This is a genomic window from Limnohabitans planktonicus II-D5 (assembly GCF_001270065.2).
GTDB lineage: Bacteria > Pseudomonadota > Gammaproteobacteria > Burkholderiales > Burkholderiaceae_C > Limnohabitans_A > Limnohabitans_A planktonicus.
In genome coordinates this window covers 248,608-275,208 of sequence record NZ_LFYT02000001.1, presented here as the reverse complement: position 1 = coordinate 275,208, position 26,601 = coordinate 248,608, and the positions used below count along the sequence as shown (strand labels likewise).

Below are 26,601 nucleotides of genomic sequence, written 5' to 3'. Positions count from 1 at the left end.
CCTACAAAGGACATGTCCCCGTAGGTCGGCACTCGAAGAGTCCGACAGGCCTTGGCAAGGCGCATATGGTCGGTACGGGCTTTGCCTGGGGATCACACAAGTGTCGGGGTCTTCGACCGCCGACCTACAAAAGACTTGTCCCCGCAGGTCGGCACTCGAAGAGTCCGACATGGGTTGGCAAGGCGCATATGACCGATGGAGGCTTTGCCGGGGGATCAAACAAGTGTCGGGGTCTTCGACCGCCGACCTACAAAAAACTTGTCCCCGCAGGTCGGCACTCGCAGATTCCGACATGGACTTGCGTTCGGCCTTTCAGGTCGCCGCGCCCTTGGCCCGCGCCTCCTCTTGCAAACGCAGCACGCGGCGCTGCACCTTGCCGGTGGTGGTCATCGGCAACTGCTCGATGAACTCGATCTCTTTCGGGTACTCATAAGGCGCCAACAAGGCGCGCACATGCAACTGCAGCGACTGGCGCACCTCGTCCTCGAACTGTGCGCTGCTGACCGCACGCGAGCGCTGCGCCAACGCGTCGGGCGACAGCACCACATAGGCCTTGACCAACGCCCCCCGGTCCTGGTCGGGTTTGGGCACCACGGCAGCGTTGGCCACGGCCGGGTGCTTGACCAGGCAGTTCTCAATCTCACCCGGACCGATGCGGTAGCCCGCCGCCTTGAACATGTCGTCGGTGCGGCCTTGGTACCAGAGGTAGCCGTCTTCATCTGCCACAGCCATGTCGCCGGTGCGGCACCAGTCGCCCGTGTATTTGGCCTGGGTGGCTTTGTCGTTGTTCCAGTAGCCCAAAAAGAACACCGGGTCGGGGTGACCATGCACGTCAAAGCGGTTCACGGCCACTTCGCCAGGCGTGCCTGCGGAGCACTGCTGGCCCGCTTCGTCGATCACCGCCACGCGGTGACCGGGGTAGCCCTTGCCCATGCTGCCGGGTTTGGCGGGCCACAGGCGCGCGCAGTTGCCCACCACGTAGTTGATCTCGGTCTGGCCAAACATCTCGTTCACCGTCACGCCCAGCTGCTGCTGGCAATACGCAAACACCGCGTCGCCCACGGCCTCGCCCGCGCTCATGATGGCCTGCAGCTTGAGGCGGTAGCGCGCCTTCGCATCGGGCACGGCCTTCATCATGGCCTTGAGCGCGGTCGGGAACAAAAAGGTGTGCGTCACGCCGTGGCTGTGCAAGATCTCGAACGCCACCTCGGGTGAAAAACGCCCGTTGAAGGCCACGATGGGCCGGCCAAAGTACAGGCTGGGCAGCAGCGCGTCCATCAACCCGCCGGTCCAGGCCCAGTCGGCGGGCGACCAGAACACCGCTTTCGAAGGGCGCTCGGCTTTAAAAGGGTCAAAGCCAAACCAGTTCTGGCTGCACACAAAACCCGTGAGGTTGCCCATCATGGCTCGGTGCGGGATCAGCGCGCCCTTGGGGTTGCCGGTGGTGCCGCTGGTGTAGATCAGCACGGCGGGGTCTTCGGCAAATGTGCGCACGGGCTTGAACCGGCCCGACTCGGCGGCCAGCGCTGTGTCGTAGTCCAGATCAGCCTGCACGGAGGCATGACCCACGCCGATCAGCGTCTGCAAGCCCGGGCAGTCGGGTCGTGCCTGCAGCACTGCGGCCACCGCAGCCTCGTCGCAAATGGCCACTCGGGCCTGGCTATCGTTGATGCGAAAAGACAGCGCCTCCGGCCCAAACAGCATCGACAGCGGCATGGCCACCGCGCCCATTTGCAACACCGCCATGTAGGCCACGGCGGTCTCAAAGCGCTGGGGCATGACGATGGCCACCCGATCACCGCGCTGCACGCCCAACCGCGTCAAAACCTGGCTCAGGCGGTTGGCCGCCTGCTGCAACTGGGCAAAAGTCCACTGCCGCGCGGGTGCGCCCTGCACATGTTCGCGCACCGCCACGCGGCGGGCGGCATCTGCTTGTGCAGCCCAACGCCCGGAACACACCTGCGCAATGTTGAAGTTTTGAGGCACCTTCCAGCCAAAACCCTGGTGCACGCTGGCGTAACGGTCATGGGTGCGACTCTTTTTCATGGTTTGTCTCCGTATGATGGGGCCCATATGTACCAAGTTTTAAGAGAATCCACGAGCACTTTTGTGTCACTGCGCGGCTGCCGTTACCACGTTCGCCACTGGGGCAACCCCGCAGGCACAGCCACACCGCTGGTGCTGGCCCACGGCTGGATGGACGTGGCCGCCTCCTACCAATTCATGGTGGACGCCTTGAGCGAAGCCTTTGTCCAGCAGCGCCCCATCATCGCCTTTGACTGGCGCGGGTATGGCCTGACCGCATCGCCTCCCACCGACAGCTACTGGCTGCCCGACTACTTGGGCGACCTGGACGCGCTGCTCGACCACTTCTACCCTGGGCAAGCAATCGACCTGGTCGGCCACAGCATGGGCGGCAATGTGGTGATGATGTACACCGGTGCCCGCCCAGAGCGTGTTCGCCGCTTGGTCAACCTCGAAGGCTTTGGCCTGCCCGTGTCGCGCCCTTCGCAGGCCCCGGGCCGCATGGCCCAGTGGCTGGACGGACTCAAGGCCCAAAGCGAAGGAAAAAACGAGCTCAAGCCCTATACCGACGCAGCAGGCGTCGCCGCCCGCCTGATGAAAACCAACCACCGACTGCCTCAGAACAAGGCCGACTGGCTGGCGCAGCACTGGGCAAGCGAAGGCAGCGACGGCCAGTGGCGCATCTTGGGCGACTCTGCCCACAAGGTGAGCAACCCCTACATCTACAGGGTCGAAGAAACGCTTGAAACCTACAAACGCATCACGCCGCCCCTGCTGGCTGTTGAAGCATCGGACGACTCGCTGAGCCAATGGTGGAAAGGCACTTACACCCTGGCCGAGTACCATGAACGCCTCCAATCCGTGCCTCAAGTGAGGCTGGAGGTGATCCAGGACGCGGGCCACATGATGCACCACGACCAACCCGAGGTGCTGGCCCGATTGCTGGAAGAGTTTTTGAGCTGACAGGCCGCAACGGCACCCTCATGACTTTTTGTCACATCTTCAGACCCTCGAGCCCCTAGAATCGCCGTTTTGTTTGTCAGGGAGACATTGGTGCGATTTTTTTCATCTGGGTGTTTGGGTCTGCTGTGGATGTTGAGCCCGTTTGCGTCACACGCCGCCGAACCGAACCGTTACTACTGCCCGGACTTTCTGGCTGTGCAAGGGGCAGCAGAACCCACTCACAAGGGCGAGTTCACCTTCTCCCCGTTCACCCACCACTTCAGCTCCAGCCCCGATCACAAACATGTGGTGATGGTCGCAGTGGATGAACAACTGCCCGGTGGACGCTTGTGCGGCGTCAGCTTTTTCAGCAATTCCTTTGGTCAGCCCACGGTCTATGTGTACGCTGGCCAACAATTCAACGGCCTGTTGGGCAACCCCAAATTGTTTGTGAAGGTCACCGGCGGCATGCTTTACGGCTATGTGGGCAAGTACCAAAACAAGGTGCCTTTGAACAACAACGGCTTTTCGCCTGCCGTGATCCCATCCATTGGTTACAACTTCAATGAACACGACTCGGTGCAAATGAAGCTGCTGGGCACTGCGGGCCTGATGTTCTCGTACGGACGCAAGTTTTAAAGTCCTGCTCACCAAGGCCCAAGGGGCAAGTCATGAGAAAATCGACGGTTTAGTGAACCGTATAGAAGAGAATCCTCATGGACGCAGAACACATCAACCAAATCGGCACCACCCTCACAGACCTGAGCGCCCGGACCCAAGAATTACGGGGGTATCTTTGACTACGATGCCAAATCTGAACGGCTGAGAACCGTCAACGCATCGCTCGAAGATCCCACGGTCTGGAACGACCCCAAAAAAGCCCAGGAACTGGGCAAAGAGAAAAAAGCCCTGGACGGTGTGGTGGTGACCATCACCAACCTGACCAGCGAGCTGGCCGACAACCTTGAACTCTTTGAAATGAGCAAGGAAGAAGGCGACGATGCCGGCTTGCAAACCATTGAAGCCGAAGCCGCCAAACTGGCCAAGCTGGTCGAAGACCTCGAATTCCGCCGCATGTTCCGCCACGAGGCCGACCCGCTCAACTGCTTTGTCGACATCCAGGCAGGCGCTGGCGGCACCGAAGCTTGTGACTGGGCCAGCATGCTGCTGCGCCAGTACATCAAGTACGCCGAACGCAAAGGCTTCAAGGCTACGGTGGAAGACGAAACCCCAGGTGACACCGCAGGCATCAAGGGCGCGACCATCAAGATCGAAGGCGAGTACGCCTTTGGCCTGCTGCGCACCGAAACCGGCGTGCACCGTTTGGTGCGCAAGAGCCCCTTCGACTCGTCGGGTGGCCGCCACACCTCGTTCGCATCGTTGTTTGTGTACCCCGAGATCGATGACTCGATCGAGATCAACATCAACCCGTCGGATGTGCGGACCGACACCTTTCGTGCCAGCGGCGCGGGTGGTCAGCACATCAACAAGACCGATTCGGCCGTGCGCCTGACCCACATCCCCACGGGCATCGTGGTGCAGTGCCAAGACGGCCGCAGCCAGCACAGCAACCGCGATGTGGCTTGGCAACGCCTGCGCTCGCGCCTGTATGACTTTGAGATGCGTAAACGCATGGAAGAGCAGCAAAAGCTGGAAGACACCAAGACGGATGTGGGCTGGGGTCACCAAATCCGCAGCTATGTGCTGGACAACAGCCGCATCAAGGATTTGCGTACGAACGTCGAAATTTCGGCCACCCAAAAGGTGCTCGATGGCGACCTCGATGCGTTCATCGAAGCCTCACTGAAACAAGGCCTCTGAGCTGCTCAGACCTCAACGAAAACGGAGTTAGTGATGCGTGAAGGACAACCCACCGCGGTTCACCGGGAGGCTTATGCCGCTCCGGCTTTCTGTATCGACACGGTCGATCTGACGTTCGACCTCGACCCCACGAAAACCCGGGTGCTCAACAAGATGCGGCTGCACCGCAACCCTGACGTGGCGGCACAGCCGCTGCGGCTGGATGGCGAAGACCTCAACTTGGCCCGTGTGCTGGTCAACGGTGGTGGCACCTCGTTCAAGATGGACGGTGGCCAGCTGGTACTCGAGAACTTGCCCGAAGGCCCTGAGCCCTTTGACCTGGAAATCTTCACCACCTGCAACCCGGAAAAGAACACTCAGCTGATGGGCCTGTACGTCAGCCAGGGCACGTTCTTTACGCAATGCGAAGCCGAGGGTTTTAGACGCATCACCTACTTCCTGGATCGCCCCGATGTGATGGCCAGCTACACCGTCACGCTGCGTGCCGACAAGAACAAATACCCGGTGCTGCTGAGTAATGGCAATCTGGTTGAGCAAGGCGCGCTGGACGACGGGCGTCACTTTGCCAAGTGGCTTGACCCGCACAAAAAGCCCTGCTACCTGTTCGCACTCGTCGCCGGTCAGCTGGTCGCGCGCGAGCAGCGCATCACCAGTCGCAGCGGCACCGAGCACTTGTTGCAAGTGTTCGTGCGCCCTGGCGACCTGGACAAGACCGAACACGCCATGAACTCGCTCATGGCCAGCGTGGCCTGGGACGAAGCCCGATTTGGCCTGCCGCTGGACCTGGAACGCTTCATGATCGTCGCCACCAGCGACTTCAACATGGGCGCGATGGAAAACAAAGGCCTGAACATCTTCAACACCAAATACGTGTTGGCGAACCCGGCCACCGCCACCGACATGGATTTTGGCAACATCGAATCGGTCGTCGGCCATGAGTACTTCCACAACTGGACCGGCAACCGCATCACCTGCCGCGACTGGTTCCAGCTCTCGCTCAAAGAAGGCCTCACGGTCTTTCGCGACCAGGAATTCAGCCAGGACATGGCAGGCGTTGCCAGCGCCCGTGCCGTCAAACGCATCGAAGACGTGCGCGTGCTGCGCACCGTGCAGTTTGCCGAAGACGCAGGCCCCATGGCCCACCCCGTGCGCCCCGACAGCTATGTCGAGATCAACAACTTCTACACCGTCACCATCTACGAAAAAGGCTCCGAAGTCGTTCGCATGATGCAGACCCTGGTGGCCACGCCCGAAGACAGCCTGGGTCGTGCCGGTTTTGCCAAGGGCATGAAGCTCTACTTTGAGCGCCACGACGGCCAAGCCGTGACCTGCGACGACTTTGCGCAAGCCATTGCCGACGCCAACCCCGGTTCGGCCTTGGCGCAAAACCTGAGCACCTTCAAGCGCTGGTACAGCCAGGCGGGCACACCGCGCCTGCAAGCGCGTGGCGTCTACAACGCGGCCGAGCGCAGCTACACCCTCACGCTCAAGCAAAGCTGCCCCGCCACGCCCGACCAAGCCAGCAAACTGCCCTTCGTGATCCCGGTCACGCTGGGTCTGCTCAACCGCGATGGCCAAGCCCTGCCGCTGCAACGGGCAGGAACAGCTGACAGTGCGCTGCAGCAAACCCTGGTGCTGACCGAGGCCAGCGCCAACTTCACCTTTGCCAACATCGACAGCGAACCCGTGCCATCACTGCTGCGAGGTTTCAGTGCCCCGGTGGTTCTGGAAGACGGCCTGAACGCCAACGACCTGCTGATCTTGCTGGCCCACGACAGTGACCCCTTCAATCAGTGGGAAGCCGGTCAACGCCTGATGATGCAAAGCGCTGTGCAAGCGCTGACGCAAGACATCACCGGCCCTGTGTTGTCCGACGAGCTGGTCACTGCGCTGCGCAACGTGCTGCGCCACCCCGGTCTGGATGCGGCCTTCAAGGACCTGGCACTTACCCTGCCGTCCGAGAACTACATCGCGGACCAACTGAGCGTGGTGGACCCCCAGCGCGTGCACGCCCTGCGCGAAGCCATGCGCCTGCAACTGGCCACCGCTTTGCAAGCCGACTGGCAATGGGCCTGGGATGCTCACAAGCACAACGGTGCCTACTCGCCGGACGCCCAATCCAGCGGCCGCCGCGCCCTGTCGGGTCTGGCCATGGGCATGCTGTGTATTGCCGCCGTTCAGTCGGGCGACGACGTGACACCCGGCCGCGTGTACCAGCAGTTCAAGGATGCGGGCAATATGACCGACCGCGTCAACGCGCTGTCGGCCCTGGTGGTCAGCGGTCACGCTTTGTCGCACGACGCGCTGGAGCGTTTCCACAAACTTTTCCAGCACGAAGCCCTGGTCATCGACAAATGGTTTGCCCTGCAAGCCGGTGCGCCCGACCGCGCTGGCGATGTGCTGCCGCGTGTGCGCCAGCTCATGAAGCATGCCGACTTCAGCCTGCGCAACCCCAACCGAGCCCGCAGCCTGATCTTCAGCTACTGCAGCGCCAACCCGGCAGGTTTCCACCGCACCGACGCGGCAGGTTATGTGTACTGGAGCGAGCAGGTGCTGGCGCTCGACGCCATCAATCCGCAAGTGGCCGCCCGCCTGGCCCGTGCCATGGACCGCTGGAGTCGATTGGCTGAGCCCTACCGCAGCGCAGCCCAAGTGGCCATCGAACGCGTGGCCGCTAAAGCAGACCTGAGCAACGACGTGCGAGAAGTCATCAGCCGTGCGCTGAACGCTGCTTGAATTGACGCCGCCTGAACCGAATCAAGGAAACCCCATGAGCAAAATTTCCCTCTCCCGCTATCTGGTCGAGCAGCAACGCGACAAAGGCCACATCCCGGCTGACCTGCGCCTGCTGCTCGAAGTGGTCGCCCGCGCTTGCAAAAGCATCAGCCACGCCGTCAACAAAGGCGCTTTGGGCGGTGTGCTGGGCAGTGCCGACAGCGAAAACGTGCAAGGCGAAGTCCAGAAAAAACTCGACATCATCGCCAACGAAGTGCTGCTTGAAGCCAACGAATGGGGCGGGCACCTGGCGGCCATGGCCTCGGAAGAAATGGACAGCATCTACCTGGTGCCCAACCGCTACCCGCAAGGCGAATACCTCTTGCTGTTTGACCCCCTCGATGGCTCGTCAAACATCGATGTCAACGTCAGCATCGGCACCATCTTCAGTGTGCTCAAAAAGCCCGAAGGCAGCCAGGGCGTGACCGAGCAGGACTTCTTGCAAGCGGGCAAGCATCAAGTGGCTGCAGGCTACTGCGTGTATGGTCCTCAAACCACACTGGTGCTCACCGTAGGCGATGGCGTGGCCATGTTCACCCTGGACCGCGAGCAAGGCTCCTTCGTGCTCACGCAAGAAAACCTGCAAGTGCCCGCAGACACCAAAGAGTTCGCCATCAACATGAGCAATATGCGCCACTGGGACGAACCCGTGCGCCGCTACATCGATGAATGTCTGCAAGGCAAGGAAGGCCCTCGCAGCAAGGATTTCAACATGCGCTGGATCGCCAGCATGGTGGCTGATGTGCACCGCATCCTGACCCGTGGTGGCGTCTTCTTGTACCCCTGGGACAAGCGCGAGCCGCACAAAGCTGGCAAGTTGCGCCTGATGTACGAAGCCAACCCCATGAGCTGGCTGATCGAACAAGCCGGTGGCGCTGCCACCAACGGCAAACAGCGCATCCTCGACCTGCCACCGAGCCAATTGCACGAACGCGTGAGCGTCATCCTCGGCTCCAAAAACGAAGTTGAACGCGTCACCAGTTACCACGCGCAGGTATAATTTTTGAAGGTCAGCCGGTGTAGGTCAGTCGGTAGAGCAGCTCATTCGTAATGAGAAGGTCGGGTGTTCGATTCATCTCTCCGGCACCAAACATCAAGTCCGTTTAAAAAGTGCAGCGCCCTTTCGAGTAGCGCAAAACGCCCCCCCTTTGCGCCCCCCTTTGAAAACGCCTTTTGCCCAGTCCTCTCAACCACTCAGAACCGAGCGGACTTTATCGAAATCTACAGCGCAGCACCTTAGATTTCCCCTCAATTTTCCCGTTCAGACAATCAAAAAGGGTTGGCCAGGCTCATCAAATTTCTGGTGATGAGCTGGCTCTTTTTGCGCTCTCGGGCATACGCAAATGCAAGACATTTTCGAGTAAGACAGCAACCAGACTTTGGACCGCTCAGCAAGAGAGCGACATCGCAACGGGTGGGCATTCCACGGGTCACAACAACACCCTCTGCGAAGCACTGACAACATACGAAATGGCGGTGAGCCATCCCCAAAGAGGCCCAAAAATTCGAGGCCCTGAGATTTACAGCCATCTCGAGAGATTTCCGTGCAATAGTCTTTTTTTCAGATGAATTTGTCGATGGTTTTGCCCATTGATCCTCATTTTCGCGCTGATCAAAACTTTGGAATATTGAAACCCATTCATCTGGCAGCAATGTGCTCAACGATGTTCGAGATTGGTGATCTTCCCCGCACCCGAATCTCAATCCAATGAACGCATTCCAGATGACATGCCTCACGCATTTCAAACTTCAGCGTGCCAGATCAACAGCTTGGCTGGGTCAGCGAACCATCTCCTGGCATTGGAAGATGCAATAAATTTCGCAATGATTGACTCACATTGAGCTACACCCTTGCTTTTGAATCACCCCAGAACGGGGCTTCATCTTCAATCATTACCAGGCAAGTCCCAGTCAGATGAGCAGCCCCTTGCTTGGATGGCTGGCACATTCGAAAACCCTGCAGCGCCCTTGGTCGAATGCAGCAATCGAAACAGTTATTTGGCATACAGAATGAAATTAAAGTCAAATAAATTTAGTTTATTTTGCTCATTTATGCGATCGATGCGAGAAATTATCTCATCTGAAAATTTAAAACCATTAAATTTAACCAATTCCATGCAAACAGTCAAATTTTCCTCTGTAGAATTATTCTTCATGATGACCGAATTGGCGATCATTGTGAGTTTGAATTCCACCAAATATCAGCTCCATCAATAATCGGAGAAAATGAATATGGACGCCATAAAAAATGGCATAAGAGATGAAAAATCAATACATCAAAATGACAAGGAAAAGCAAAAATTTGACATCGCCAGTGTTATTCACGATGAAATATGTCCAATTCTGACTTTTCTACTTCACGATATGTATTGGATAGAAAAAATCTCAGAATGCAACACAGTCAAAATGCGTGCAAACCAATGCGTCGATCAGTTAACCCACGCGATGAACCGATGCAGAACCGTCTTGCTGGATTTACTGCCTAATGAAGAGGGACCAGGATTATCCGAATCCCTGGATGTAATGTTTAAAAAAATCAATCTGGTTTCTGGTATTGCCGTCAGCTCAGAAATTGACTCTCGCATCAACCAACTTGGAGCAGAACAGCAAAGTGTGATTTACAGAACAGTGCAAGAGGCTCTGAGCAATGTCAGCAAACATTCGCATGCCAAGCATGTGCATGTCACCGCGAAAATTATCCTTGATGAAGTTCAGGTTCGCGTTGTGGATGACGGGATCGGTTTGGGATGTGGCGATCTAAGTCCTGCATTCTGTATAGGCGTAAAAATGCAAAATCAACGCGCCGAAGATCTGGCAGGTCATTTTTCCATTCAAAATAATTCAAATGGTGAAGGCACAAAAATTCTCTTGTCTTTTCCGATTGAATCTCATCTGATTTATTTATGATAAATGTAATCCTATGTGATGATCACGAATTGGTGAGAAAGGGGATTCGAAATACACTCGAATCAGAGACAGACATTCGGATCGTTGCTGAAGCAGAAAACTCTGAAAACTTAAAAAATATTCTACGCCAGCATGATTGCGACGTACTTTTGCTCGATATCAGCATGCCAGGTCGCAGCGGCTTAGAACTGGTTGAGCAACTCACGAAAGAGAAAAACCCGACACGGGTTCTGATCGTCTCAATGCACCCCGAAAAGCATTACGCATTGAGAAGCTTGCGAGCAGGAGCGCACGGATACTTTCACAAATCAGGCAATCCCTCACAGATGATTGGAGCCGTCCGCTTATTAGCACAAGGCAGATATTATGTCCCACCAGAAATTTCCGAGTTGTTGGTGACTCATCTGAAGACCCACGAAAATTCCAAAATACACGACACCCTGTCTCAACGAGAGATGGACACACTCAAACTCATTGGTGCGGGACAACGGTTAACAGACATTGCTCGGAAAATGATGATCAGCCCCAAGACTGTCAGTGTTTATCGCAGCCGAATCCTAGAAAAACTCAACCTTTCGAGCAATGGTGAATTGATTTTATACAGCATAGAAAATAATTTAAATCATTAAGCTTAGAAGGACATGGTGAATATGTTTAATTGCTCAAGATCAAAAATCAAGAAGTGAAGACACCTTTTTATTGCAGCAAAAAAATTTAAATTCGAATTCCAAAATTTCCCAACGCAAGTTCAAAAAGAGCAAAAAATGCCCTGTCCATGAACGGAAAAAGTATCCACAAACCTGCCAGGCCTGCGGTCAAGGTGACGGGAAAGCCCACAGCGTAGATGTTCATTTGTGGCGCCACACGCGACATGACCCCCAGGGCAATGTTCACAAGCAGCAAGAGCACCATCACCGGCAATGCCATCCAAAAGGCACTGGAAAAAATGAGTGCACCCATTTCATGCAAACGCCAGTTTTGAATCAATTCAAGCATGCTTGAATTCAAAGGAACGAATTGGTAACTCTGAACAACAGCCATGAGCACCATCAAATGACCATTCAAGACCACAAACAAAAGTGCCGTCATGTGGCCCATAAATACAGCCATGGCACTGGCCTGTACGTTGCTTGAGGGATTAAAAAATCCCGCAAAATTCAAACCCATTTGCAAGCCAATGAGCTCGCCTGCAAATTCTGCAGCCGCGAAGACGATGCGAACGGAAAAGCCAATACTCAATCCCACCAAAATCTCGTGCATGACAACACGAACCGCGTCTGGACTCGCCAAACTGACCAGCACCTGCTCTGGAATGATCCCTGCACTCGACCAGGCCACCAGCAGCGCCAATGCGACGCGCACGCGCATCGGAAAGGAACGAGAGGCAAAAATGGGTGCCACAGAAAAGACCGCGAGCACCCGAATAAAGGGCCAAAAAATTGGCGACAAGAACTGAAGCAACAATGATTCTGAAATCGCCACAGACCCGTCTCACACAATCAAGCTTGGAATGGACTCAAGGGTTCTGCGAATGTAGTCCACCATGGTGCTCAACATCCACGGCCCAGCAAAGATCATGACACCTACAACCACCAACAATTTGGGAACAAATGACAAACTGGCCTCGTTGATTTGTGTGATCGCCTGAATCACGCTCACAACCAAACCCACCACCAAGACCATCAGCAAAATGGGCATCGACACCATCAGCAAGATCATGAGCGCCTCTTGACCTTTGGTGAAAACCATTTGCGCATCCATACGGCACTTTCAAAGAAAACTGGCAGCCAATGAGCCCAGTAACAAGTTCCACCCATCGGCAAGAACAAAGAGCATGAGCTTGAATGGCAAAGCGACCAAAACGGGAGAGAGCATCATCATGCCCAAAGACATCAGGATGCTGGAGACCACCAAATCAATGACCAAAAAAGGAATAAAAATCATGAAGCCAACTTGAAACGCAGTTTTCAATTCACTGGTGACAAACGCAGGCACCAAAACCCTCAGTGGCAGTTTTCTGATGTCCTTGGTTTTTTCGATGCCCGACATTTTTTGAAACAATGCCAAGTCAGATTGCCGTGTTTGGCGCAACATGAACTCACGAAGCGGGACTTCTGCTTTTGCAACGGCTTTCTCAAAAGTCAAAACATTCGCGCTGTAGGGCTTCCATGCTTGCTCGTGAATGCGATCCAAGGTAGGCCCCATGACGAAAAATGTCAGGAATAAGGACAAGCCTACGATCACCTGATTGGGTGGAACGGACTGAGTTCCCAAGGCTTGCCTGAGCAATGACAGCACTATCACGATGCGCGTAAATCCGGTCATCATCAACAGCAAAGCGGGGAGAAAAGACAGTGCTGTGAAAAACAGCAAAGTCTGTATCGGCACCGAATAGCTTGCGCTTTCGCGGCCTTTGCCAATCACCAAGGGCAACTGTGGCCCCACTTGAGCCCATCCCTCGGATGCGATGAACAGCAAGCAAAGTCCAAGACCCCAAGCCAGCCCATCGCATTTGGGCCTCAAACCCAGCAAACATCTGGAGCAGTTTGACATCATGGCATTTTCGAAGGGTCATGCTCAAGGGCCAAGCGCACCGGCATGCTGTGCAAGGATTGAATGGATTGCGCTGTGACGCCCAAAACCAAATGTGTCCGCTCATGGACAGGGCCAATTTCAAGCACCACAACGCGTTGTTGCGGGCCGATCGCCAGTTGACTGATCAGGCGAACCTGATCGGGGTCAATGCCTCTTATTTTTTGATGGGCAATCAATCGCCGAACCCAGAAAGGCAAGCTGGCAATAAAAACAATCACCAATGCCCATACAAAATACCCAGCGCCGAATTCTTCAGACATGTTGCCAACTCGCTCTGCGCAATCGTTCTGATGACGTGACCACATCGGTCAACCGGATACCAAACTTCTCATTGACCACCACGACCTCGCCTTGGGCAATCAAATAGCCATTGATCAGGACATCCATTGGCCCCCCCGCCATAGCCTCCAACTCCACCACCGAGCCTTGAGCCAATTGCAAGATGTACTTGATGGGTACACGTGTGCGGCCCAACTCCACCGTCAACTGCACAGGAATGTCCAAGACCATGTTGATGTCACCCAGCAGCGGACTGCCACTGGTTGCAATGGTTTCAGCAGACTTGCCATAAGAGGCCTCTTCAATGAAGGTCTCTCCTTGCTCAGAATTTGGATTTGACTTTGTTGACTCTCCTGAAAGGGGGCCTAGCCACGAATTTTGTTCATGGTCTGGGTTCTCTTTATCTGACATGCGAAGCTCCAAATCGAGTGTGTTCGGACGAGTTCAAACTGCGCTCAACGCGCAGTGCGTATTTCCCGTTGTGAGTGCCAAACTGGCACTCGAGCACAGGCACGCCTTGGACCGAGGCTTGCACATGGTTTGGGCGCTCTAACTCAATGAAGTCGCCTGGACGCAAAACCATGAGTTGTTGCACCGACAAGGCCGCATTGGCCAGTTCGGCCACAAGGGTGACGTCTGCCGACTGAATCTCTTTGACGAGCATGTTGATCCAGCGCTGATCCATCTCGACTGCATCACCTTGTGTCGTGGCGTACAAAACATCCCGAATCGGCTCCAGCGTTGAATACGGAATGCAAATGCGCAAAAAGCCAGTCACATCCCCAATTTGAAGGCCAAAGGTGGAGGAGACCACCATCTCACTGGGCGCAGCAATATTGGCAAATTGGGGCTGTATTTCCGATCGTTGGTATTCCATTGATAGGGGGTAAATACCCTTCCAAGCCTTGATGTATTCCTCTGTGATGACATGCACCACACGGCGAATGATTCTCTGCTCGGTAGCTGTAAATTCGCGGCCTTCGATTCGTGTTTGGTATTTGGCATGGCCGCCAAAAAGCGTGTCAATGATGCTGAAAATCAACAGTGGATCGCACACGATCATGCCATTGCCTCGCAAAGGCTTGACGGCCACAATATTGAAATTTGTGGGCACCAATAATTCACGCAAGAACAAACTGTATTTTTGTACTTGAACGGGTTGAACAGAAACATCAGGTGCACGTCTGATCAAGTCATAAAGACCTACACGAAGATTTCTTGCAAAACGTTCATTGACAATTTCCATGGTCGGCATACGACCACGAACAATTCTTTCTTGATTGGAAAGACTGAATGGGATGCCATGAGCAACAGCTTCTGCTTCATCATCTGAAACATCAAACTCGACCCGCCCGTTGTCACCCGTATTCATCAGCGCATCAATTTCAGCCTGAGATAAAAAAACTGATTTCATGGCAGCTCCTATTGAACGATCAAGCTGGAAAATAAAACCTCAACAACGGGGTTTAGGGCTTGACTTTTGAGAGGCATGACCTCCACCTTGCTCAGCGTGGCTTCTTCGGTTTTTGGACTATTGGGTTTGACACCCAATACACTGCCCACTTCCGCCAAAATTTCGAGTGCCAACTTCTCTTTTCCTGGCCTTGACAGCAACTCATCCGAACCTTTTTGCGACAAGGCGATCAAGATGGCACTTCGAACGGTGGGCAACATTTTCTTGATGGCTTCTGCACTTTTTTCTTCTCGAATTTGGAAGGTGATGCCCACTTGCGCAAAACGATCACCACCCAAATCGGTCAAATTAATCACCATGGGATCAAGCGCCAAGTACAACTTTGGCGCTGCGCTTAACTTGGACTCCTCAGACTCAAGCCCTGTGTTTTCTCCTTTGAGTCGGTCAAAATAGAACCAAGCTCCGCCGCCACCTGCGCAAAGTAACAACAATAAGGCGATCAACCCAACCCATTTCATTTGGCCTTTAGGTTTCATCTCTGGGTCTTTCTTCGGATCAGCCTCAATGTCCTGCACTTGTTGTCCTTTTTTGATCTTCTTTAACGTGATCTGACTGGCCTATAGGCCGTTCATGGCAAATCCCATTATTCAGACTTGTGCCGACCTCGATCCCCGGATTAAGGCTGTAAAAAACCTCCAGTTGGGTGTATGCAGCTTCATGCAAAGACATCTAGAACCTGCCCATGATGGACAGACTTCATTTCACGGAGCACTGGATCCATAGACAAGACCTTGGCCGAAGCAGTTTCGCTTTCATGTTGCCGGGAAAGCATGCTGTGTGCAGATTGCTTATGGGGTGAATTTTGAGCACTGCCTTGACCAACAAATGACCCCGCCAATTTCAAGCCCTGATCGGCCAATCGGTCCGACAAATAGTCAATTTGCGATTCAATCGCATCACGGTACTGCACGTGATCCGTCAAAAAATAGACTGTGGCTTCTTGTCCATTGAGTTCTACACGCACCTGCAGGCCGTCCTGTCCAGCCTCTGAAAACGTCAACTCCGCCAACTGCAGGCTGCGCTCCACCCATTGCTTAACGGTGTCCGCCAAATTTGAAGTCGACTGAGCATCTGGGCTGTGGCTTTGCGCAACAGCATCTGTGCCCACTGCCTGATGCACCAAATTGGGACCGCTATGGGGATCCAGGCTGACTTGCGCTGATCCTGGGATCACAGGCATCGATAGATCATTTGAAAAATCATTCAATTCTTTGAAACCCACAGACTGACCCACCTTGAAAGATCCACCCATGTCCATCGGCGCTTTGAAAAAAACTTCCTTTGATCGCCAGTTATCGCTGTCAGTGGACAAGTTTTTGGGAGATGTTTTTTCCAAAATATTCAAGCCTAATGAGGTTGGCTGAGAACTTGTTTGAATTGACGATGTGGGTGGCGGCAACAAACCGTCAGCCGCCCTTGAAGGCGTTGCTATGGCTGCGTTTGTCAATGCCTTGACGGGCTGATCCGGTGCGCCCCATGGGCTTTTTTTGGGGTCGTCTGAAATTGGCTCGTCAATTCGAGAACTGAACTCTGAAAAAATCATTGGCAATGGCTTTGATGGGGCCTCCATCCAAGCAGGTTGCACCCGATCTGAAACCATTACAGGCAGGGGAAATGATCTAGAAACATCGCCTGATGCATTGGCTGGCGCAGGCATCTGAGCCGGTGAGTTTCGCTCAACCCATTGCGTAAGGGCATCCGCCAAATTTGAAGTCGACTGAGCATCTGGGCTGTGGCTTTGCGCAACAGCTTCTGTGCCCACCGTCTGATGCGTCAAATTTTGACCGATATAGGGAACCAAGCTGACTTGCGCTGACCCTGGGCGAACAGGCATCGATAGATCATTTGAAAAATCATTCAATCCTTTGAACCCCACAGACTGTCCCAACTTGACAGATCCACCGCTGACAATCAGCGCTTTGAAAAAAACTTCCGTTGATCTCCAGTTATCGCTGTCAGAGGACGCGTTTTGGGGAGATTTTTGATCCCATAAATTCAAGCCTGTTGAGGCTGACTGAGAACTTGTTTGAAATGCAAATGTGGGTGCCAGCGACAAACCGTCTGCCACCCTTGTCGGCGTTGCCATGGGTGCGTTTGTCAATGCGTTGACGGGCTTATCCGCTGGGCCCCATGGGTTTTGTTTGGGGTCGTCTGAAATTGACGCGTCAATGCGAGAACTGAGCTCTGAAGAAAACATGACCAAGGGCTTTGGTGTTGCCCCCATCCCAGCAGGATCCAACCCTTCTGAAACCGTCACAGGCCGGGGCAAGGTTGAAGGCACCGTGGATGGTGCATTGGATGGCGCAGGTGCCGGCGAAGATAAAAATGAATTTGAACTGACAATTTCGGTCTCAGCTGCCGGTACTTTTTCTAATGCGGGTGCATGATTTTGGAACCAAGTGGCAAGCCACACAACATCTGCAACGGATGCAAGAGGATTGTCATTTTCTGTATCGTCTCTCTGTTTTGAAGGCGTCAAGGATGCGCCTTCCAACTGCAACACAGCGCTCGCCCATGTTGGAAGAGTGCTTTGAATCTGTCCATGAAAATCCGTCTGTGAAACAGGTTCAGAAGTCAATTTTTCAAGCGCTTGTAAAAAACTCGAAGAATCACCAGGCAATGACGGCGACAGGGCAGGCTGAGTTTTACTGCAGTTTGCCCCCTTCAACAATGAGGCTGTAGGTGTTGCAATCACGTTCATGTTGACCCCTTTGATTTTTTGATGCGGCCCCACTGAATGGCAAATTCATCGGTCTGTTTTTGCGCCATTTTCAACACCTTGGCCTGGTGCTTCTCAAGGCAAAGCTGTTGATAACGCTGCAATATTTGCACGCGCTGCTCCGCCTGAGTCCAAAGCAGTCTTTTATTGGTGCACTGCAAATCTTTGTCTGCGGCCACATCTTTTTGCATCGTCATTGCAGACTCTAGTTTTTCAAGAAACTGGTAGTTGTGCTGCATGAGCATTTGGGATGTGGTGTGGCGCGATCGCAATTCCCAGCGCGACTGAGTCTCCATGGCATAGCTTGCCAGCAGCTTGAGTTGCTCTTGCGCAAAGTCAGCGTCTTGGCGGAGTCCTTGCCACTGCCGCGCCAATGCATCACGCTTTTTTTGCGTGAATACGATGGCCAAGTTGAGGTTTCGGCTGTCACGCATCCACGGGTCTCTCAGGCCATGAGTTGCTGCTCAATAGCTCAAGCAATTGCGCAATGCTCTGATCTTGTGAACAGCATTCATGCATGCCTTGCTGCAAAAAAGCCTGCATGGTCTCTTGCAAAGCAATTGCACGGTCAAGACTTGCATCTGAACCATGCTGATACGCGCCCAATTGAATCAAGTCTCTCCCGCGAACAAAGTTCGCCAGATGGGATCTGAACTCATTGGCTTTCTTTTGATGCGACATGTCAGTCACGTTGTGCATCACCCTTGAAGCTGACTGCAAAACATCAATGGCCGGGTAGTGTCCTGATTCAGCCAACTCACGTGTCAAGACAATGTGACCATCCAAAATAGCTCGGGCTGCATCAGCAATCGGGTCTTGCATGTCATCGCCTTCGGACAGTACGGTGTAAAACGCTGTGATGGACCCCTCCCCCTTGAGTCCATTGCCACTGCGCTCAACCAATTGAGGCAATTTTGAAAAACACGATGGTGGATAGCCTTTTGTAGCTGGAGGCTCACCCACTGCCAGTGCAATTTCACGTTGTGCCATGGCATAGCGTGTGAGGGAATCCATCAGCAATAGAACATGCTGACCCTGTACTTTGAAGTACTCAGCAATTGCCGTGGCATAAGAGGCTCCTTGCATGCGCAGCAAAGGGGGAAGATCAGCAGGTGCGGCAACCACAACCGAACGTTTTCGACCTGCTTCGCCCAGGATATCTTCAATGAATTCTTTCACTTCGCGGCCACGCTCACCAATCAATCCCACCACAATCACATCGGCTTGTGTGTAGCGCGCCATCATGCCCAGCAAGACACTTTTCCCAACCCCAGAGCCCGCAAATAAACCCAATCTCTGACCACGGCCAACAGTGAGCAATGCATTGATGGCGCGTATGCCGGTGTCCAAGGTTTGGCGCACAGGTTCACGCGACATGGAATTGACCGGCGCTTGAGACCATGAAACTCTGTGCACGTTCTGCAATGGCCCAAGACCGTCCATGGGAGCACCCGAAGGGTCAAGCACTCTGCCAAGCAATCCTTTGCCAATGGGCAACTTGACATTTGAGCCCCCCTGGGACTTATCTTGTGTTGAATTTGATAATTCGCCCCACTGCAACGCGGGCCAACTTGCACGATCCAGAACCACACGGGCACCGCTTTGAAGGCCATTGATGTCTCCCGCCGGCATCAACAAGGCCACCTCGTCTGAAAATCCTACAACTTCAGCCAAAATACTTGACAGGCCAGCTTGTTCAATGAGGCATTGCGAACCAACCGGGGCTCTGAGCCCTTTTGCTTCAAGCATCAAACCTGATATTCGGCTCAGAGTTCCGCTGGATTCAAAGTGCAAACCCCGCTTTAACCTCTCATGTGCATTTTCAAAAAAACGCTGCCACGTCTGCTGCACTTGCTCAACCATGGTTCGCATCCTGCTCTGGCGTACTGACAAGCAACAATTTTTTCGCAAGCTCCATTCGGCTGCTCAAGGATGCATCAACTTGCTGGCCTGCAGATTCCACAAAGCATTGATTGGCCTGCAGACGCCTATCCGGCAACCATTTGACCTCTCTGTCTTGCAAGCGCATGGGCAAAAATGCTTGCATGGCGCTGTAATCTGCAGGGCACAATCGCACCACAAGCGCGCTGTCTGGCTGGGTCAGCGTATCAACAGCCTGTCCTACCACCGCTTGCAGCGTGTCGTGATATTGGGTGTCTAAGACATGACAAACCACCTGCGATGACATATCAATGACCAAGCGCATGACAGACTCAGCCAATTGAGCCTGCAACAAGTTCCAGCCTTCCTGTGCGCAAGCGAGCAAGGCATGCAACTGCACAGCCCTGTCTTTTTGCTGTTGCTCAATGTAGGCCTGCATTTCCAGCTCCAACTGAACATGGAACTGTGCTTGAGCCAATTCGTAACCGAAGGCCTGACCGGCCTCTCGCGCTTGGTCGATCTGAATTTTTATCTGAATTTTTTCATGTTCAAGCATTTGGGATGCCCTATGCCCCATGGGATCGGACAGATCAGAAAAATTCCAGTTGACACATTGTGTAATGTGTTCACTTTGGATCATGGCTGAACTGCTTGTACTACGTGGTTTAAACATAACTGTCACCGCCCGTAGCACCCAAGACAATTTGTCCGTCCTCCGCCAATTGACGCACGGTCTTGATGATTTCTTTTTGCTGCGCTTCAACCTCTGACAAAAGCACAGGGCCTAAACTTTCAAGGTCTTCCCGCATGGACTGCGCCGCACGCGCTGACATATTGCCCAATATTTTTTCACTCAACTCTAAAGACGCACCTTTGATGGCCAACACCAATTGATCCGTCGAAAATTCTTTCAAAGTCAGCTGAATGGCTTTGTTGTCGAGTTTGAGCAAATCTTCAAACACAAACATCATGTCTACAATTTTCTGAGCCAAATCACTGTCTTCGCTTCGTATGGCCTCAATGACATTGTTTTCCAATGTTGTACCCAGCAAATTGATGATCTCAGCAGCCGATTTGACCCCGCCATGATTGGTTTTTCGCAAGGATTCACGACCTGACAAAGAACGGTATAAAACGTCGTTCAAATCCTGCAAAGCAGCTGGTTGTATGTCTTCCAGACTGGCGACTCGAACAAGCACATCGTTGCGAAGCCGATCAGAAAATGCTTTGAGAATATGGGCGCTTTGCTCGTTGTCCAAATGAACCATGATGGCGGCAATGATTTGTGGATGTTCATTTTTCAAAAGTTCAGCCACGGCGATGGGATCCATCCACCGCAAGCTCTCGATGCCAGAAACGTCATTGCCCTGTGTGATCCTGTCTAAGAGCATCCCGGCTTTGTCTTCACCCAGGGCTCTTTTGAGCACATTTCGAACATAGTTGCTTGTATCGCCTACAAGCAGGCTTTGCGAAGACACCCTATTGGCAAATTGGCTCAGAACTTTTTCCACACGGTCTCGGGATACTGAACGTAAATTTGAAATCGTTTCACCAAGCCTGTACACCTCTTTGGGCGGCAAGTGTTTGAACACTTCTGCTGCGGCCTCTTCTCCCAATGACATGATCAGGATAGCGGCGTTGTTCAAACCCGGTTCTTGAAGTGAACTCATGACTCGGCGTATCAGGTGTTATCGCCCTGGATCCATGACTTGACAATGTCAGCCACAGCCGCCGGGTTTTCTTTGGCCAATTTGCGCACATCTTGCAAGCGCTGATCAGAAGCCATGGACTGGAGCGCCAGTGCCGGTGGGGCATTGGAAGCAAGCGCAATGATGGGCTCAACAGAGGGTCGCGCAGGCAAGTCCGCCACCACCGCATTGAGCAGTGGCTCTCCCGCACTCTTGGCCATTCGACGACCGCCCCTCATAGGGCGCACCACCATGAACATGGCAAGAGCGGCAACAACGACGCCGATGAGCCACACCATGTTCTTGATCATGGCTTGAATTTCAGCCTGTTTCCACCATGGAATTTCAAAGGCATCAATTTTCTGGACATTAAATGTTCCACTGATCAGTTTGACCGAATCACCACGATCTGCTTTGAATCCGATGGCCTCTTTGACCACTGCTGAAAACTGTTCCATCTGTTCAGGGCTCAAAGGTTTCGCAGCGGGTGCATCAGCGGTGTCAGAGGCCGTGCTGAGAACCTTGAACTTGTCATTGATCACCACAGCAGCACTGACGCGAGTCAGTGCACCTGTTGCGGATTTGACTGTTTTGACCGTGCGGTCAATCTCGTAGTTGGTGACTGAATTTCGGCTGCCATTGCTGGACTGAGCATTTGGGCGAGCAACCCCGTTCACAGTCGAAGCTGCCGCATTCAATGGCATGGTTGAAGGCGCTACGGCTTGATTTGAACTGGCACCAGGCACACCGGACACTGAGGTGTTGGCGGTGTTGTTATTTTCAATCAGTTGCTGACTCCGAATCACACCACCATTGGTGTGAGGTTGATGAGACTCCGAGGTGTACTCAACCCTGGAGAAATCGATGTCAACGCTGACCTGTGCCTTCACATTTTGGCGCCCCACCAATGGGGCAAGAATGTCTTCAATGCGACGCGCTAAATCCAATTCCACTTGGCGTGTGTACTGTATTTGCTGCGTATCGGGCCCACCTGCTTCGCCACCCGGTGCTGACAAAAGATTGCCAGAATCATCGACCACGCTGACCGATTTGGGGTCGAGTTCTGGAACGCTCGAGGCCACCAGGTGAACGATGCCTGCAATTTGTGATCGATCTAAGGATTTGCCTGCGTGCAAGCTCAGCAAAACAGAGGCTGAGGGTTTTTGTTGTTCTCTGAAAAACCCATTTTGTTGCGGCATGGCCAAGTGCACACGCGCACCTTGCACAGAACCCAATGACTGAATGCTGCGGGTCAACTCCCCTTCTAGTCCGCGCTGGAAAGTCAAACGCTCTTGAAACTGCGTCATGCCAAAGCGGCTGTTGTCCATCAACTCGTACCCCAGGCCTGAGCCTTTGGGAAGGCCCTGGGATGCCAGGCGCAGTCGTATTTCATGGACTTTATCGGCGGGCACCAAAATTGCACCCCCTTCAGAGTGCTTGTAAGCCATGTTCATCTGCGACAACTGCGCGATCACACTGCCCCCATCTTTGTCAGACAAGTTCACATACAAGATCTTCCAGTCCACTTGTCTGCTGAGCAAATAGCCACCGATGAACAATGCCATCACCAAAAAAATGGCGGACAACATGCGAAACCGCTGCCCAGGATCGAGCCTTGCAAATGAAGTCAGCATTCCTGCACCCAGGGGGTTATCAATCAGCGCGGTGGTCATGGGTCGATGTTTTCATCTGGATTGGGCTGCAAGCAGTGCCTTGGACAATGCGTTGATTATTCAGAGCACTGGCGCATCTAAAACCTCAATAAAGACTCGAAAAACATCCCTTTTCTGAGCACGTACCGCGTACCAACTCCTTTAGCATTGGTCTGAATTTCATTCAATTCAACCTATCAACCGAAAGTGATTGACCCATGCAAATCAGCACACAAATCATGCCTTCATCGATCAGCCCTGTAGCAGGCAACAACGCCAGGGACAGCGTGGGTACAGTGAGAGACTCTGGACTGGGCAGCAGTTTTACCCATGCACTGGCTTCAGTGAGCGACATGCAAGCGCAAGCGCAAAATCTTCAAAAAGAAGTGCAAATGCAGAACCCTGATGTCAGCATGGAAGAAGCCATGGTGGCCATGCAAAAAGCACAAATTGGATTTCAAGCCACGCTGCACGTTCGAAATCGAATGGTTCAAGCGTATTCGGACATCATGAACATGCAGGTTTGAAAATCGCACGAACAATTGCTTTTCAATTCAGCACCAAATTTCCTCCGTGCATGACTTTTTCCAAATCCTCTAGCCAAGGATCCATCATGATTCGAATTTGGGCATCATTGCGCAAAATTTGAAGCATGATGCGGCGCTTTTCATGTCGATCTTCAATGGACAAGGCATGGTTTTGGCTGTGATGGCGCAACTGTGAAATCAATATGGCACATGCACCTTCAGACTGGATGACGGCTTCCCACGCGCCCAACTTGGCCGACTCCAGCATGCTGCTGCTGGTGGTTTCAATAGCACGGTAGTAGTCAATCAATTGGCTAGGCATCATGCCACCTCCATGGGGCGCAGCGCTTGGGCTTGTTGTGCAACGATTGACTTCCAGGCCTCTGCAATCGGGTTCATCAGACGTATGACCTCCTCAATGGGCAAGGGGTCGTTGTAAAAATTCGCTTGCGTCAGTCGCTTTGCGCAATAACCATACAAATCGCCCAAAGATTGTGTGAAGACATCGTCTGTATTTTTCGTCAATGCGGCCTTAAGGCCTTCGTCCAGGATTCGAACGGCTTTTCCAAGCGCCAGGCCTTTATCGGCGATGTTGTTTTCACCCAGCGCCTTGTGCGCACGCAAGAGTTGACTGTGTAAATTTTCAAACAACAAAATCAACAATTGCCCAGGCGAGGCACCATCAACCTGAGTCACTGCGTCAATATGACGGTAGGCTTTTGCCGCTTTCGCATGGACAGACAAGTACATTTTTTTATTCCTTCGTGGGGTCGTTAACGGCAAACAATTTCTAAACTTGAGAGATCGACATGAAGAATTTTTTTACTTGTTCATGACTGCAAACTGTTGGGACACGTAGCTGTTGAGCGCATTCAAACTTCCAACTTTGCTGTCCATGCTGTTGTAGACCTTGAACAATCTCGCCTGAGCGCGATCTGCACGATCATTGACGCGCTCTTGGTCTTGCAAGTTGCGTTTGATCGCTGATTGCAAGGCGTTGGCACGCACTGCAACACGCCCCTCGGTGTCCAGGGCATTTTTGATGAAAGTTTCAATCTTTTTTGCAAAACCCAAACCTTCAAATCCTGTGCTGCCTGTAAAAAACGCTTTCACGGCACTGGGGTTTGCCAGTGCACTTTCGAATTTTTTCGAATCGACCACAAGGGATCCATCTCGTTGAATAGAAATGCCAATATCCGAGAGTCTTTGGAATGGAGATCCTGGTACTTCGCCGCGCAACAAGCTTCGCAACGCAGATTGAACCCCGACTGCAGTGGAGTCACCTTGAAGCGGTGCGGATGATTTCTTGTCTGTGTTGTACTTCACGGCATTGCCCAAGGTTGAGTTGAGGGCATTGAATGAATCGAGCCATGCTTGTATATTTTTCTTCACTGATTCGGGTTCATTTTCAACACTGATTCTTACGGGTGTTGAGCTGACTTGCAGCAAAGACAAGCTCAACCCAGGCAGGGCTTGCTTGATCGTGTTGCTTGCTGAACTCAATTCGAGACCATCCACCTTGAACTGTGCGTCTTGGGCAAATTGCTCGCCAAAAGGCCTGATGAAACTCAATTGGGCAACTGGTGGCTGAGCCCCTGGATTTGGCGCAGCATTCGAGCTCTCAAAGCCGACATTGAAACCCTGATCCTTACCTGTATGGCGTGATCGCAACACCAAGCGCTCACCCGAAGCATCTTGAACCACATAGGCCTGAACACTGGAGCCACTGCTGTTGATTTTTGTCGCGACAGCAGAGACGGTTTTTTGTCCCGTCTCAATGGAGATGACATGGGGCACACCCCCGTTGGGTGAAAAAACACCAGAGGCCCAACTGCCTGGCTGAATTGTCAAGGTGCCATCGCTCAATGCCTGATCTACCGACAGGGTCGCGAAGCTGCTGACTTGTCCTTTGGCCAATTTGAGAACTTCCAAATCAAGTTTAACGGGCATGGCACTGCCGCCTGCCGTCGCGCTGACAGCAGCGTTATTGGAACTGGTAACTTTGAATTGTGACCATGCATCGTTGTTGTTCAACTTGGCTGACGCATCTTGCAAACTGGCCATTTGCGATTTGACTTGCCCATAAACCGACAAGCGAGACTCTAAGGTGACGACCTGCTTTTTCAACTGCACCAAGGGCTGGCGCTCCAATTCAGACAACTTATTGACAATACCAGCGATGTCCATACCACTGCCAATGCCAGGGCTCGAAATAATGGGCATGAATCATCCTTTAAGTGTGACTGAGAAGATCATGGGTCAGAAGCGTCAAGTTGACCGCCACTGAGCCCCATGCGCATAACAAAAAAGCCATATGCTTTTCACTGTTTATCGGCAAAGTGGCCTCCCAAATGGAGGATTCAAGAAAAAACAGGCTGCTTCATTTCACAGCCTGTTTTTTCAATCAGATCAATTACCCACCGACACACTGGGCAGTGTTGACAACCAACTGAGATCAGCCGCGAAGCAAAGCCATGACGCTTTGCGGCAATTGGTTGGCTTGGGCCAACATGGCATTGCCAGCCTGCGACAAAATTTGCGCGCGCGACAAGTTCGCGGTTTCTTGTGCGAAGTCAGCATCCATGATTCGGCTGCGCGCTGCAGACTGGTTTTCTGTGCTGATTTGCAAGTATGAAATTGCGGACTCAAAGCGAATTTGCGAGGCCGCCAAGACAGAACGTTCATCTGAAACCTTGCTGATCGCGGTATCGATCTTGTCGATCACCCCCAACACATCCGCTGAGGCCCCTGTGATAACAGCCCTGCCAAGACCAGCGATATCGGTTCCGGCAACTGCTGTCAAATCAGTTTGGGTTGTCATGTTTGTCGTTGTCACCGTGATTTGGTTTTCCGCAGATGTGTTCGCACCGACTTGAAAAATTTGTGCGCCGGCATCTGAACCCATGATTTTTCGACCATTGAATGCGGTGGATGCAAATACGCGCTGCACCTCTTTGGCCAGCTCACCAAATTCAGTGTCAAGTGATTTTTTGTCTGAAGTGGAGTTGGTGGCATTGGACGATTGAACTGCCAATTCACGCATGCGCTGCAAAATTTCGCCAGTTTTCCCCAAAGCACCTTCAGCCGTTTGCGCCATGGAGATGCCGTCATTGGCGTTGCGCATGGCCACATTCATGCCGCGCACTTGAGAGGTCATGCGCTCTGCGATGGACAGGCCTGCCGCGTCGTCTTTGGCGCTGTTGACACGCAAGCCCGAAGACAATCTGGCCATGGAAACAGCCAAGGAATTTTGGGTATTCCCCAAACTGCGCTGCGCGTTCATGGATGAAATATTGGTGTTGATGGTTGAAGCCAT

27 protein-coding genes and 1 tRNA gene are annotated in these 26,601 nt (G+C 53.0%); 10 read left to right on the top strand and 18 right to left on the bottom strand.

Annotated features, from left to right (window positions below; genetic code table 11):
* Positions 1-312: 312 nt before the first annotated feature.
* Positions 313-2,046, bottom strand: a complete 1,734-nt coding sequence (locus H663_RS21420; protein ID WP_053176822.1) for an acetate--CoA ligase — start codon at positions 2,044-2,046, stop codon at positions 313-315.
* Between the two features lie 27 nt (positions 2,047-2,073).
* Between H663_RS21420 and H663_RS21415 the strand changes: the two genes are divergently transcribed.
* The 8 genes from H663_RS21415 (at position 2,074) to H663_RS21375 (ending at position 11,099) form a co-directional block, all read left to right on the top strand.
* Complete coding sequence (locus H663_RS21415; RefSeq protein ID WP_053174778.1) at positions 2,074-2,988, top strand: alpha/beta fold hydrolase; 915 nt, start codon at positions 2,074-2,076, stop codon at positions 2,986-2,988.
* Positions 2,989-3,078: 90 nt separating this feature from the next.
* A complete protein-coding gene (locus H663_RS21410) occupies positions 3,079-3,606 on the top strand; it encodes a hypothetical protein (protein ID WP_205872659.1) in 528 nt (175 codons plus the stop codon).
* A gap of 77 nt (positions 3,607-3,683) precedes the next feature.
* Positions 3,684-4,788 (top strand): peptide chain release factor 2 gene (prfB, locus tag H663_RS21405; protein WP_116695771.1). Its coding sequence is split into 2 segments (ribosomal slippage): positions 3,684-3,764 and positions 3,766-4,788, totalling 1,104 coding nucleotides; the frame shifts between segments, so codons are not numbered across the junction.
* 33 nt (positions 4,789-4,821) lie between these two features.
* Complete coding sequence (pepN, locus tag H663_RS21400; RefSeq protein ID WP_053174770.1) at positions 4,822-7,524, top strand: aminopeptidase N; 2,703 nt, start codon at positions 4,822-4,824, stop codon at positions 7,522-7,524.
* 34 nt (positions 7,525-7,558) lie between these two features.
* Entirely contained in the window at positions 7,559-8,563 is a 1,005-nt protein-coding gene (locus H663_RS21395) for a class 1 fructose-bisphosphatase (protein WP_053174767.1), read from the top strand.
* A 13-nt stretch (positions 8,564-8,576) separates the two neighbouring features.
* Positions 8,577-8,652, top strand: a tRNA-Thr gene (locus tag H663_RS21390).
* A 1,143-nt stretch (positions 8,653-9,795) separates the two neighbouring features.
* Positions 9,796-10,470, top strand: a complete 675-nt coding sequence (locus H663_RS21380; protein ID WP_133239935.1) for a sensor histidine kinase — start codon at positions 9,796-9,798, stop codon at positions 10,468-10,470.
* Complete coding sequence (locus H663_RS21375) at positions 10,467-11,099, top strand: response regulator (RefSeq protein WP_053174758.1); 633 nt, start codon at positions 10,467-10,469, stop codon at positions 11,097-11,099. Before H663_RS21380 ends, H663_RS21375 begins: the two co-directional genes overlap by 4 nt.
* Before the next feature lie 85 nt (positions 11,100-11,184).
* Here H663_RS21375 and fliR read toward each other — a convergent pair whose 3' ends face one another.
* The 13 genes from fliR to fliF all read right to left on the bottom strand — a co-directional run bounded on the left by fliR (position 11,185) and on the right by fliF (position 22,671).
* On the bottom strand, positions 11,185-11,952 hold the full coding sequence (gene fliR / locus H663_RS21370; RefSeq protein WP_053174756.1) for a flagellar biosynthetic protein FliR: 768 nt from the start codon (positions 11,950-11,952) through the stop codon (positions 11,185-11,187).
* A 9-nt stretch (positions 11,953-11,961) separates the two neighbouring features.
* Positions 11,962-12,231: a flagellar biosynthesis protein FliQ gene (gene fliQ, locus H663_RS21365; RefSeq protein ID WP_053174753.1), complete on the bottom strand. Its 270-nt coding sequence runs from the start codon at positions 12,229-12,231 to the stop codon at positions 11,962-11,964.
* Between the two features lie 9 nt (positions 12,232-12,240).
* Positions 12,241-13,023 (bottom strand): flagellar type III secretion system pore protein FliP, encoded by a 783-nt coding sequence (fliP, locus tag H663_RS21360; RefSeq protein ID WP_083451363.1) that lies wholly within the window; start codon positions 13,021-13,023, stop codon positions 12,241-12,243.
* Positions 13,023-13,325, bottom strand: coding sequence for a FliO/MopB family protein (locus H663_RS21355; RefSeq protein WP_053174750.1), 303 nt, complete (start codon positions 13,323-13,325; stop codon positions 13,023-13,025). The genes fliP and H663_RS21355 overlap by 1 nt, the downstream gene beginning before the upstream one ends.
* Complete coding sequence (gene fliN / locus H663_RS21350; RefSeq protein WP_053174747.1) at positions 13,318-13,755, bottom strand: flagellar motor switch protein FliN; 438 nt, start codon at positions 13,753-13,755, stop codon at positions 13,318-13,320. Before fliN ends, H663_RS21355 begins: the two co-directional genes overlap by 8 nt.
* Positions 13,745-14,758 (bottom strand): flagellar motor switch protein FliM, encoded by a 1,014-nt coding sequence (gene fliM / locus H663_RS21345; protein WP_053174744.1) that lies wholly within the window; start codon positions 14,756-14,758, stop codon positions 13,745-13,747. Before fliM ends, fliN begins: the two co-directional genes overlap by 11 nt.
* A gap of 8 nt (positions 14,759-14,766) precedes the next feature.
* Positions 14,767-15,333 carry a flagellar basal body-associated FliL family protein gene (locus tag H663_RS21340; RefSeq protein WP_133239934.1) on the bottom strand — a complete coding sequence of 189 codons (567 nt, stop codon included), beginning with the start codon at positions 15,331-15,333 and terminating at the stop codon, positions 14,767-14,769.
* Positions 15,334-15,473: 140 nt separating this feature from the next.
* Positions 15,474-17,519 (bottom strand): flagellar hook-length control protein FliK, encoded by a 2,046-nt coding sequence (locus H663_RS21335; protein WP_083451272.1) that lies wholly within the window; start codon positions 17,517-17,519, stop codon positions 15,474-15,476.
* Positions 17,516-17,947 (bottom strand): flagellar export protein FliJ, encoded by a 432-nt coding sequence (locus tag H663_RS21330; protein ID WP_165803838.1) that lies wholly within the window; start codon positions 17,945-17,947, stop codon positions 17,516-17,518. Before H663_RS21330 ends, H663_RS21335 begins: the two co-directional genes overlap by 4 nt.
* A 16-nt stretch (positions 17,948-17,963) precedes the next feature.
* On the bottom strand, positions 17,964-19,400 hold the full coding sequence (fliI, locus tag H663_RS21325) for a flagellar protein export ATPase FliI (protein ID WP_053174729.1): 1,437 nt from the start codon (positions 19,398-19,400) through the stop codon (positions 17,964-17,966).
* A complete protein-coding gene (locus H663_RS21320) occupies positions 19,393-20,058 on the bottom strand; it encodes a FliH/SctL family protein (RefSeq protein WP_165803837.1) in 666 nt (221 codons plus the stop codon). Before H663_RS21320 ends, fliI begins: the two co-directional genes overlap by 8 nt.
* 25 nt (positions 20,059-20,083) lie before the next feature.
* Positions 20,084-21,088, bottom strand: a complete 1,005-nt coding sequence (gene fliG / locus H663_RS21315; RefSeq protein WP_053174723.1) for a flagellar motor switch protein FliG — start codon at positions 21,086-21,088, stop codon at positions 20,084-20,086.
* A gap of 11 nt (positions 21,089-21,099) precedes the next feature.
* Entirely contained in the window at positions 21,100-22,671 is a 1,572-nt protein-coding gene (gene fliF, locus H663_RS21310; protein ID WP_240620290.1) for a flagellar basal-body MS-ring/collar protein FliF, read from the bottom strand.
* Between fliF and H663_RS41495 the strand changes: the two genes are divergently transcribed.
* Positions 22,658-22,897, top strand: coding sequence for a hypothetical protein (locus H663_RS41495; protein ID WP_165803830.1), 240 nt, complete (start codon positions 22,658-22,660; stop codon positions 22,895-22,897). The genes fliF and H663_RS41495 overlap by 14 nt on opposite strands.
* A gap of 79 nt (positions 22,898-22,976) precedes the next feature.
* Positions 22,977-23,285 carry a flagellar hook-basal body complex protein FliE gene (fliE, locus tag H663_RS21305; RefSeq protein ID WP_053174717.1) on the top strand — a complete coding sequence of 103 codons (309 nt, stop codon included), beginning with the start codon at positions 22,977-22,979 and terminating at the stop codon, positions 23,283-23,285.
* 22 nt (positions 23,286-23,307) lie between these two features.
* Here fliE and H663_RS21300 read toward each other — a convergent pair whose 3' ends face one another.
* The 4 genes from H663_RS21300 to H663_RS21285 all read right to left on the bottom strand — a co-directional run bounded on the left by H663_RS21300 (position 23,308) and on the right by H663_RS21285 (position 26,601).
* Positions 23,308-23,607 (bottom strand): flagellar protein FliT, encoded by a 300-nt coding sequence (locus H663_RS21300; protein WP_053176819.1) that lies wholly within the window; start codon positions 23,605-23,607, stop codon positions 23,308-23,310.
* On the bottom strand, positions 23,607-24,068 hold the full coding sequence (fliS, locus tag H663_RS21295; protein ID WP_165803836.1) for a flagellar export chaperone FliS: 462 nt from the start codon (positions 24,066-24,068) through the stop codon (positions 23,607-23,609). The genes H663_RS21300 and fliS overlap by 1 nt, the downstream gene beginning before the upstream one ends.
* A gap of 39 nt (positions 24,069-24,107) precedes the next feature.
* Positions 24,108-25,508, bottom strand: coding sequence for a flagellar filament capping protein FliD (gene fliD / locus H663_RS21290; protein ID WP_083451270.1), 1,401 nt, complete (start codon positions 25,506-25,508; stop codon positions 24,108-24,110).
* A 232-nt stretch (positions 25,509-25,740) separates the two neighbouring features.
* Positions 25,741-26,601: a flagellin N-terminal helical domain-containing protein gene (locus tag H663_RS21285; protein WP_053174708.1), complete on the bottom strand. Its 861-nt coding sequence runs from the start codon at positions 26,599-26,601 to the stop codon at positions 25,741-25,743.

Excerpts from the sequence above, each read along its gene's own strand:
- H663_RS21420 (WP_053176822.1), bottom strand. The coding sequence starts at position 2,046 with ATGAAAAAGAGTCGCACCCATGACCGTTACGCCAGCGTGCACCAGGGT.
- H663_RS21415 (WP_053174778.1), top strand. The coding sequence starts at position 2,074 with ATGTACCAAGTTTTAAGAGAATCCACGAGCACTTTTGTGTCACTGCGC.
- pepN (WP_053174770.1), top strand. The coding sequence starts at position 4,822 with ATGCGTGAAGGACAACCCACCGCGGTTCACCGGGAGGCTTATGCCGCT.
- H663_RS21395 (WP_053174767.1), top strand. The coding sequence starts at position 7,559 with ATGAGCAAAATTTCCCTCTCCCGCTATCTGGTCGAGCAGCAACGCGAC.
- H663_RS21380 (WP_133239935.1), top strand. The coding sequence starts at position 9,796 with ATGGACGCCATAAAAAATGGCATAAGAGATGAAAAATCAATACATCAA.
- H663_RS21375 (WP_053174758.1), top strand. The coding sequence starts at position 10,467 with ATGATAAATGTAATCCTATGTGATGATCACGAATTGGTGAGAAAGGGG.
- fliQ (WP_053174753.1), bottom strand. The coding sequence starts at position 12,231 with ATGGATGCGCAAATGGTTTTCACCAAAGGTCAAGAGGCGCTCATGATC.
- fliP (WP_083451363.1), bottom strand. The coding sequence starts at position 13,023 with ATGTCAAACTGCTCCAGATGTTTGCTGGGTTTGAGGCCCAAATGCGAT.
- H663_RS21355 (WP_053174750.1), bottom strand. The coding sequence starts at position 13,325 with ATGTCTGAAGAATTCGGCGCTGGGTATTTTGTATGGGCATTGGTGATT.
- fliN (WP_053174747.1), bottom strand. The coding sequence starts at position 13,755 with ATGTCAGATAAAGAGAACCCAGACCATGAACAAAATTCGTGGCTAGGC.
- fliM (WP_053174744.1), bottom strand. The coding sequence starts at position 14,758 with ATGAAATCAGTTTTTTTATCTCAGGCTGAAATTGATGCGCTGATGAAT.
- H663_RS21335 (WP_083451272.1), bottom strand. The coding sequence starts at position 17,519 with ATGAACGTGATTGCAACACCTACAGCCTCATTGTTGAAGGGGGCAAAC.
- fliI (WP_053174729.1), bottom strand. The coding sequence starts at position 19,400 with ATGGTTGAGCAAGTGCAGCAGACGTGGCAGCGTTTTTTTGAAAATGCA.
- H663_RS21320 (WP_165803837.1), bottom strand. The coding sequence starts at position 20,058 with ATGATCCAAAGTGAACACATTACACAATGTGTCAACTGGAATTTTTCT.
- fliG (WP_053174723.1), bottom strand. The coding sequence starts at position 21,088 with ATGAGTTCACTTCAAGAACCGGGTTTGAACAACGCCGCTATCCTGATC.
- H663_RS41495 (WP_165803830.1), top strand. The coding sequence starts at position 22,658 with ATGAACAATGCCATCACCAAAAAAATGGCGGACAACATGCGAAACCGC.
- fliF (WP_240620290.1), bottom strand. The coding sequence starts at position 22,671 with ATGGCATTGTTCATCGGTGGCTATTTGCTCAGCAGACAAGTGGACTGG.
- fliE (WP_053174717.1), top strand. The coding sequence starts at position 22,977 with ATGCAAATCAGCACACAAATCATGCCTTCATCGATCAGCCCTGTAGCA.
- H663_RS21300 (WP_053176819.1), bottom strand. The coding sequence starts at position 23,607 with ATGCCTAGCCAATTGATTGACTACTACCGTGCTATTGAAACCACCAGC.
- fliD (WP_083451270.1), bottom strand. The coding sequence starts at position 25,508 with ATGCCCATTATTTCGAGCCCTGGCATTGGCAGTGGTATGGACATCGCT.
- H663_RS21285 (WP_053174708.1), bottom strand. The coding sequence starts at position 26,601 with ATGGCTTCAACCATCAACACCAATATTTCATCCATGAACGCGCAGCGC.